Origin of the sequence: Vibrio sp. V33_P6A3T137 (assembly GCF_009904835.1) — a bacterium.
Classification (GTDB): Bacteria; Pseudomonadota; Gammaproteobacteria; order Enterobacterales; family Vibrionaceae; genus Vibrio; species Vibrio metschnikovii.
In genome coordinates this window covers 1-6,151 of the sequence record NZ_WXWK01000069.1, presented here as the reverse complement: position 1 = coordinate 6,151, position 6,151 = coordinate 1, and the positions used below count along the sequence as shown (strand labels likewise).

General features: G+C 42.6%; 7 protein-coding genes. 3 read left to right on the top strand and 4 right to left on the bottom strand.

Annotated features, from left to right (window positions below; genetic code table 11):
* Nucleotides 1-26: 26 nt before the first annotated feature.
* Nucleotides 27-1,631: a BCCT family transporter gene (locus CAG60_RS06605; RefSeq protein ID WP_161438553.1), complete on the bottom strand. Its 1,605-nt coding sequence runs from the start codon at nt 1,629-1,631 to the stop codon at nt 27-29.
* Between the two features lie 288 nt (nt 1,632-1,919).
* Between CAG60_RS06605 and CAG60_RS06600 the strand changes: the two genes are divergently transcribed.
* Nucleotides 1,920-2,774 carry a sulfate ABC transporter substrate-binding protein gene (locus tag CAG60_RS06600; protein WP_272924707.1) on the top strand — a complete coding sequence of 285 codons (855 nt, stop codon included), beginning with the start codon at nt 1,920-1,922 and terminating at the stop codon, nt 2,772-2,774.
* Nucleotides 2,775-3,014: 240 nt separating this feature from the next.
* Here the strand turns inward: CAG60_RS06600 and CAG60_RS06595 are convergent, their stop codons facing one another.
* Nucleotides 3,015-3,362: a carboxymuconolactone decarboxylase family protein gene (locus CAG60_RS06595; protein WP_154168894.1), complete on the bottom strand. Its 348-nt coding sequence runs from the start codon at nt 3,360-3,362 to the stop codon at nt 3,015-3,017.
* Nucleotides 3,363-3,511: 149 nt separating this feature from the next.
* Between CAG60_RS06595 and CAG60_RS06590 the strand changes: the two genes are divergently transcribed.
* Nucleotides 3,512-4,306, top strand: coding sequence for a MetQ/NlpA family ABC transporter substrate-binding protein (locus CAG60_RS06590; protein WP_161438552.1), 795 nt, complete (start codon nt 3,512-3,514; stop codon nt 4,304-4,306).
* A 164-nt stretch (nt 4,307-4,470) separates the two neighbouring features.
* Here CAG60_RS06590 and soxR read toward each other — a convergent pair whose 3' ends face one another.
* Entirely contained in the window at nt 4,471-4,917 is a 447-nt protein-coding gene (gene soxR, locus CAG60_RS06585; protein ID WP_161438551.1) for a redox-sensitive transcriptional activator SoxR, read from the bottom strand.
* 115 nt (nt 4,918-5,032) lie between these two features.
* Here soxR and CAG60_RS06580 point away from each other — a divergent pair, with 115 nt between their 5' ends.
* Complete coding sequence (locus tag CAG60_RS06580) at nt 5,033-5,443, top strand: VOC family protein (RefSeq protein ID WP_004395791.1); 411 nt, start codon at nt 5,033-5,035, stop codon at nt 5,441-5,443.
* Nucleotides 5,444-5,758: 315 nt separating this feature from the next.
* Here the strand turns inward: CAG60_RS06580 and CAG60_RS16510 are convergent, their stop codons facing one another.
* Nucleotides 5,759-6,079, bottom strand: a complete 321-nt coding sequence (locus CAG60_RS16510) for a hypothetical protein (RefSeq protein ID WP_202598536.1) — start codon at nt 6,077-6,079, stop codon at nt 5,759-5,761.
* Nucleotides 6,080-6,151: the final 72 nt, after the last annotated feature.

Sequence of the window (6,151 nt, the reverse complement as noted above, 5' to 3'; positions counted from 1 at the left end):
ACTGGCATTAGCTTTTAGCCCCTTTGTTATTTCATAAATATACCTTGGTCTTTGGCCATTTGAGTCGCCATTTTAGGCGCTTGCCATAGTGAAGGCAGTAAAATCAGTGAAGCGGGTACGGCGGTGATGACAATGAAAGATTGTAGCGCTGAAATGCTCCCTTCTCCCATTGATATCAGAACGATCGCCATCGCTCCCATCACTACGCCCCAAAAGGTTCGAATCGCAGCATTAGGATTAGCCTCACCACTGATCACGACGCTAATCGTGTAGGTCATTGAATCCCCAGTAGTGACAATAAAGGTGGTGGTTAACACCAGAAATAGCAAAGCCATTAAGGTCGGGAAGGGCAGTTGAGCGGTGATTGCCAATAATGCACCAGGTAAGTTAAACCCTTCAAAACCTTGAGCAATAACGCCTGGGTTAGCCAATTCAAAAGCCAATCCACTGCCGCCAACAATACTAAACCAAAAACAGGTGATCAGCGGAGCGGCGATACTAATCGCAAGAATCAATTGGCGTACTGTGCGTCCACGTGAAATGCGTGCAATAAAGATCGCCATCATCGGTCCGTAACCAATAAACCAGCCCCAGAAAAAGACTGTCCACCAACTGAGCCAATCTGTGTCAGCACGATAGAGCGCCATAGGAACAAAGTTATCAACCATCGAGGCGACACCTTGTAAGTAGCCATCAATAATAAATCCCGTTGGGCCAAAAGTTAGGATAAACAGAACTAAAATCACCGCCAAAATAATGTTATAGCGACTGATCACTTGAATGCCTTTACTTAAGCCACTTAACGCAGAAAAGGTATACATTGCCATCGCAAACAAAATAACGATGATTTGTGTCGTGAAAGTATCGGGTATACCCCATAGGGCATGCAGTGCGTAGCTAATTTGCAAACCTAAAAAACCAATCGGGCCAATCGTCCCTGCGGCAACCGCGATAATACTCAGAGCATCAATTAAGTTAGCGACCCAGCCGGTAACGGCCCGTTGACCTAAAATCGGATAAAGCAGAGTACGAGGTTTTAGAGGGAGTCCTTTATCGTAATGTAAATGCATCAGTACGATGGAAGAAAGGCAACCTAAAATGGCCCAAGCTAAAAATCCCCAATGCATAAAAGATTGTGAGAGTGCGTTGATGGCCATTGTCGATAAATCGGCGTCAGCAAAAATCGGTGGAGCGTTAACAAAATGAGCAATGGGTTCGGCGGCGGCCCAAAAAACACCGCCACCAGCCAGTAAAGTGCAAAGAATGATTGATAACCATTTCATATTATCGATTTCTGGCGATGTTAAACCACCTAAACGCACCGATCCGGTTTGGGTTAAAGCCAGCGCCAAACCAATCACAAAATTAGCCAATAACAGCAGTTGCCAAAAGGCACCAAAACCTTGAGTGGCATAACTAAAACCAGAATCAATCAGAGAAGTGAGCAGCTCAGGAGAGGTAACCGCTAATAATACGAATAAGGAGAGGAAACTACCACTAAGCCATAATACGGGATTATTAAGCTCAAGTTTTTGTGATAGCGATGCGCAGTCGCTCTGTGGGGGATGCGTGGCGGAGTAATCGGATGCCGTCATGCAAGACGCATCAACACTCAAAGAAACTTTAGACATAAAAACTCGCTTTTTACCTAACAAATTTAGGAGGTATGGTAGTCACAATAATAGAAAATTGTGATGTCCATCATAAAAGCTGGTCATGCTAACACAGAATAGATTGAGAATTCATCTGTTTTGCTAGTTACCGGATTGAATTTCCAAGGTGTGCTCAAGTTAATATTGAGGCGTGCTAGGTATGGGTTTAATATTCCAAAAGTGAATATGCAATCGATTTATATTTCTAACTTGGTTATAAATGTTGTGCTAATTTGCTTGTCGCATATTAACTAAGGAAGATGACTCATGCGTACATGGCTACTCGCTCTATCTCTATTCAGTGTTTCTCAACATACCTTGGCAAAAGATGCCGTGTTATTGAATGTTTCTTACGATCCGACCAGAGAGCTTTATCAACAATATAACGCCGCATTCGCCACTTATTGGCAAGCAGAAAACGGACATAATGTCACGGTTAGGCAATCCCACGGCGGATCAGGTCGACAAGCAGTTTCCGTGATGAATGGTATTGAATCCGATGTCGTGACTTTAGCACTCGCTTATGACATTGATGCCATTGCCGAGGGGGGAAGAATCGCTCCCAATTGGATTCATCGCTTACCTTATAATTCAGCGCCTTATACATCGACGATTGTTTTTTTGGTCCGAGAGGGGAACCCTAAAAATATTCGAGATTGGGATGATCTCATCAAACCTGATGTGGAAATCATTACACCTAATCCGAAAACCTCGGGTGGCGCTCGCTGGAATTATCTTGCCGCATGGGGATACGCTTTAGATCAGTATCAAGGTGACGAAGAAAAAGCGCAGCAATTTGTTAAGTCGATTTATGAAAATGTCAGCGTTTTAGATACGGGGGCACGTGGCGCTTCGAACACGTTTGTTGAGCGGAAAATAGGTGATGTGTTGATTGCTTGGGAAAATGAAGCTCTGCTCGCGGTGAACAAATTAAATCATCATGGCTTACAAATCGTAGTTCCGAGTCGCTCTATTCTTGCTGAGCCTACCGTGAGTTTGGTTGATCGAGTAGTCGATAGAAAAGGAACTCGTGAGGTCGCACAAGCGTATTTGGCGTATTTATATTCTCCAGTCGGCCAAGAGATTGCCGCGCAAAAATTTTTATCGACCAAGAGATCCTGATATCGCTGAGAAATATACGGAAGTGTTTCCTCATCTAACGCTATTTACTATCGATGAGGTGTTTGGCGGTTGGCAGCAGGCACATCAAACTCATTTTGCACAAGGCGCAACATTCGATCAAATCACTCGTCGTTGATAATACGTTGATTGATAAAAATGATATTGCCATAAGTGGTTGGGGATTGTTGTTGGAAAGTCTTTACGCTTATCTCCCCAACCTATTTTAGCTTCAGGCGTTATTTATTGTGATTCAGCGGCAAACTCTTCAATTGCTCCCAGTGCTTGAATACCATAAGTTAAGGAAGGGCCTCCTCCCATCAGTACAGCAACATCGATCACTTCAACCAGCTCGGCTTGTGTCGCCCCAGCTTTTAACGCTGCAAAAACGTGAGCGGCGATACAACCATCACAACGTGCAGCGATACCAATACCGAGTGCAATCATCTCTTTGGTTTTCAGATCCAGCTCACCAGGAGCCATAGCGGCTTTATGTAATTGCATAAACGCAGATAAGGTATCAGGGCTTTGCTGTTTATAAGATTTACCTAAGGTATTGTTGTCTTTGAGTAATTGAGAATAAGATTTCATATAACCTCTTCGTTAGTTTTTGCTAAATAAGTTTAACCTAATATAAGGTGCAACATAATAAAAAGCAAATCAAGTTGCGAATTATTCTATTGCGTTTATTATGGACGTCTAGAAGTCTTTATTTTTTGTGAGTAGAAAGGATGCTGAAAATGAAAAGTACGATTCGTTGCGCGTTAGCGATAACATTACTGCTGGGGCTGACGGCATGTGGTCAAAAAGAACGCTCTGAAATTAAGGTCGGAGCAACCGTTGGGCCACATGCTCAAGTGGTTGAGGCCGTCGCTAAAGAAGCGGCTAAACACGGTTTAACGGTAAAAGTTGTTGAATTCTCTGATTTTATTACTCCCAATGCCGCACTGGCCGATGGCAGTATCGATATTAATAGTTATCAACATCAACCGTTTTTAGACAACTACAATCGTCATCATGGGGCAAAGTTAGTATCGATTGGTCACTCGATTTTAATGCGGATGGGGATTTATTCGAATCGTCATGGATCATTACAAGACTTACCTGATAATGCACGGATTGCGATTCCCAATGATCCAACTAACGGTGGACGTGGTTTACTGCTGTTAGCTGATGCGAATTTAATTACGCTTCGTGATGGTGTCGGTTTCAATGCAACTCCAAGGGATATTCTTGAAAACCCGAAAAATTTGCGGTTTCTTGAGGTCGATGCCGCTCAGTTACCGCGAACTTTAGATGAAGTTGATGCGGCAGCGATTACGATGAACTATGTGATGTCAGCTGGTATAGATCCTAAAAAGCAAGGAATTTTTCTCGAATCCAATCAAGCACCATTGGCTGTAATGGTTATTGCCACTCGTGAAAACGAGCGAGACAACGCGGTGTATCAGCAATTTGTACAGATTTTTCAGTCGGCCGCGGTGAGTGAATTTATTGCCGAAACGTTTAACGGTACGATTGAGCCTGCTTATTAGATACCTGTTTTAAGTTTTTGAATAGGAAGCGATAAGACTATCCCTTTCTTATTTACAGCGGCAGCGATATTGGTTACGTTCGTTTTCCCTAAAGCCTAGAGTCTATCTAGGCTCATTGGCATTATGGATTACCTCGACTACTCTATGGCTTGCTGCTGTCTTCCTTATTTTATATGGCACTGCTCTAAAAGTACGGGTCCAGTTCCTAGTTTGGCCAGTTTGTCTTCTGGATTATACAGTGGGCAAGTTTGCATCGATAAACAGCCGCAACCGATACAACCGTCAAGCGTATCGCGCAACTTTTCCAATCCAGCAATTCGTTCATCTAAACGCTGTTTCCACTGTGCTGATAGTGCTTGCCAGTCTTTTTGAGTTGGTGTTCGACTATCAGGTAATGTTGCTAATGCTTGCTGTATTTCTGCCAGAGAAATCCCTAGCTTCTGAGCTGCTTTTATCACGGAAAAACGACGTAAAATATCTTTTCGGTAACGGCGTTGATTACCTGCGTTGCGGTCACTCTTAATCAGTCCCTGACGTTCATAAAAATGCAGTGTACTAATACTTATCCCACTGCGCTGTGCGACTTTCCCCACTGTCCAATCGTTTGACATATTGTGCTCAGCCTCATCTTTTGTTCATTTTTCTATAAAAAAGCAAAAAAACACTTTACCTCAACCAAGGTTAAGGTTTTAGCCTGTATCTTCATCAAGCACAAGGAGAAGAACGATGAAAATTGAACACATTAATCTAGTCATAAAAGATTTAGAACAATCATTACGCTTTTACCGAGCCGCTTTTCCTCATTGGAAAATACGCGCGAAAGGTGGTGGCGAGTGGTATGGCAAAGCCAGAACTTGGGTGCATTTTGGCGATGAAAATCATTACCTTGCGCTCAATGAGTTTGGCGAAGGGAGGAACAGAGATCGTACTGGGCACAGCGTTGGCTTAGCGCATTTTGCTTTTGAAACTCAAAACCTTGATGCAGTGATCGCACGTCTAGAGCAAGCGGGTTTTGAGATTGCTGATAATGGAACTAATGAGGCTTTTCGTCGTAATGTTTACTTTATCGATCCCGATGGGTTTGAAGTGGAATTTGTACATTATTTAAGTGATTTACCTAATGAGCGTAATACTTAGCTCGATGAAGTAGAGAAAGCGAATAGATAACGTCATTAGATGCTAAGCTATTGATTTTAAATTATTGCAGGCAAAAAAAAAGACGTCCTGAGACGTCTTTAAACTATGAATTGGTGGAGCTGGCGGGAGCAGCCATCAAAGTTTTCAAAATTCAACAAATTCAGTGAGTTAGGTTGTTTTTGGTTTCTGAAAAAGTTCACTTAGTACCGTATCTTAGTACCATTTTCACTGAGCCTCAATCAATGTTGATAGTATTCGCTTCAAAGTGAGATGCGGTTCAGCTCCTCATTTGGGAGTTGAACCGAGGTTTGAGTTTTACATTTGAGCTATCTTTTTCTTTTGCTGCTTGGCAACACGTGCCGCCATCATGAGTTGAAACTGTTCCGTTTTCTCGATCATTTCAATCAAGGTACGTCGATAAGCGGTTATTTTCCCTGAGTTTTCGGCTTTACCATCAAGAAAGAGCTTTATCATTGAGTCAGTCCAGTTGCGGCACTGTTTTAATCGAGTTTTTGATATCCATGTTTTGTGCCATTTAGCTTTCCATTCTTGGCTGCGCAGTTCTCGCTGCTGGCGACCATAATCACGTCTTTCTGATTCCGAGTATCGGTGCCACTTTCCGTTGTAATAAGGCATATTTAAATAATTTCGGTTTTAATTTTATTTATATTTTCTTTTTGCTGAGGTGATGTGTTTTTTGCTTTCAGT

Bases quoted from the DNA above. Each gene is read 5' to 3' on its own strand.
- soxR (WP_161438551.1), bottom strand. From the start codon at position 4,917: ATGTCAAACGATTGGACAGTGGGGAAAGTCGCACAGCGCAGTGGGATA.
- CAG60_RS16510 (WP_202598536.1), bottom strand. From the start codon at position 6,079: ATGCCTTATTACAACGGAAAGTGGCACCGATACTCGGAATCAGAAAGA.
- CAG60_RS06605 (WP_161438553.1), bottom strand. From the start codon at position 1,631: ATGTCTAAAGTTTCTTTGAGTGTTGATGCGTCTTGCATGACGGCATCC.
- CAG60_RS06580 (WP_004395791.1), top strand. From the start codon at position 5,033: ATGAAAATTGAACACATTAATCTAGTCATAAAAGATTTAGAACAATCA.
- CAG60_RS06590 (WP_161438552.1), top strand. From the start codon at position 3,512: ATGAAAAGTACGATTCGTTGCGCGTTAGCGATAACATTACTGCTGGGG.
- CAG60_RS06595 (WP_154168894.1), bottom strand. From the start codon at position 3,362: ATGAAATCTTATTCTCAATTACTCAAAGACAACAATACCTTAGGTAAA.
- CAG60_RS06600 (WP_272924707.1), top strand. From the start codon at position 1,920: ATGCGTACATGGCTACTCGCTCTATCTCTATTCAGTGTTTCTCAACAT.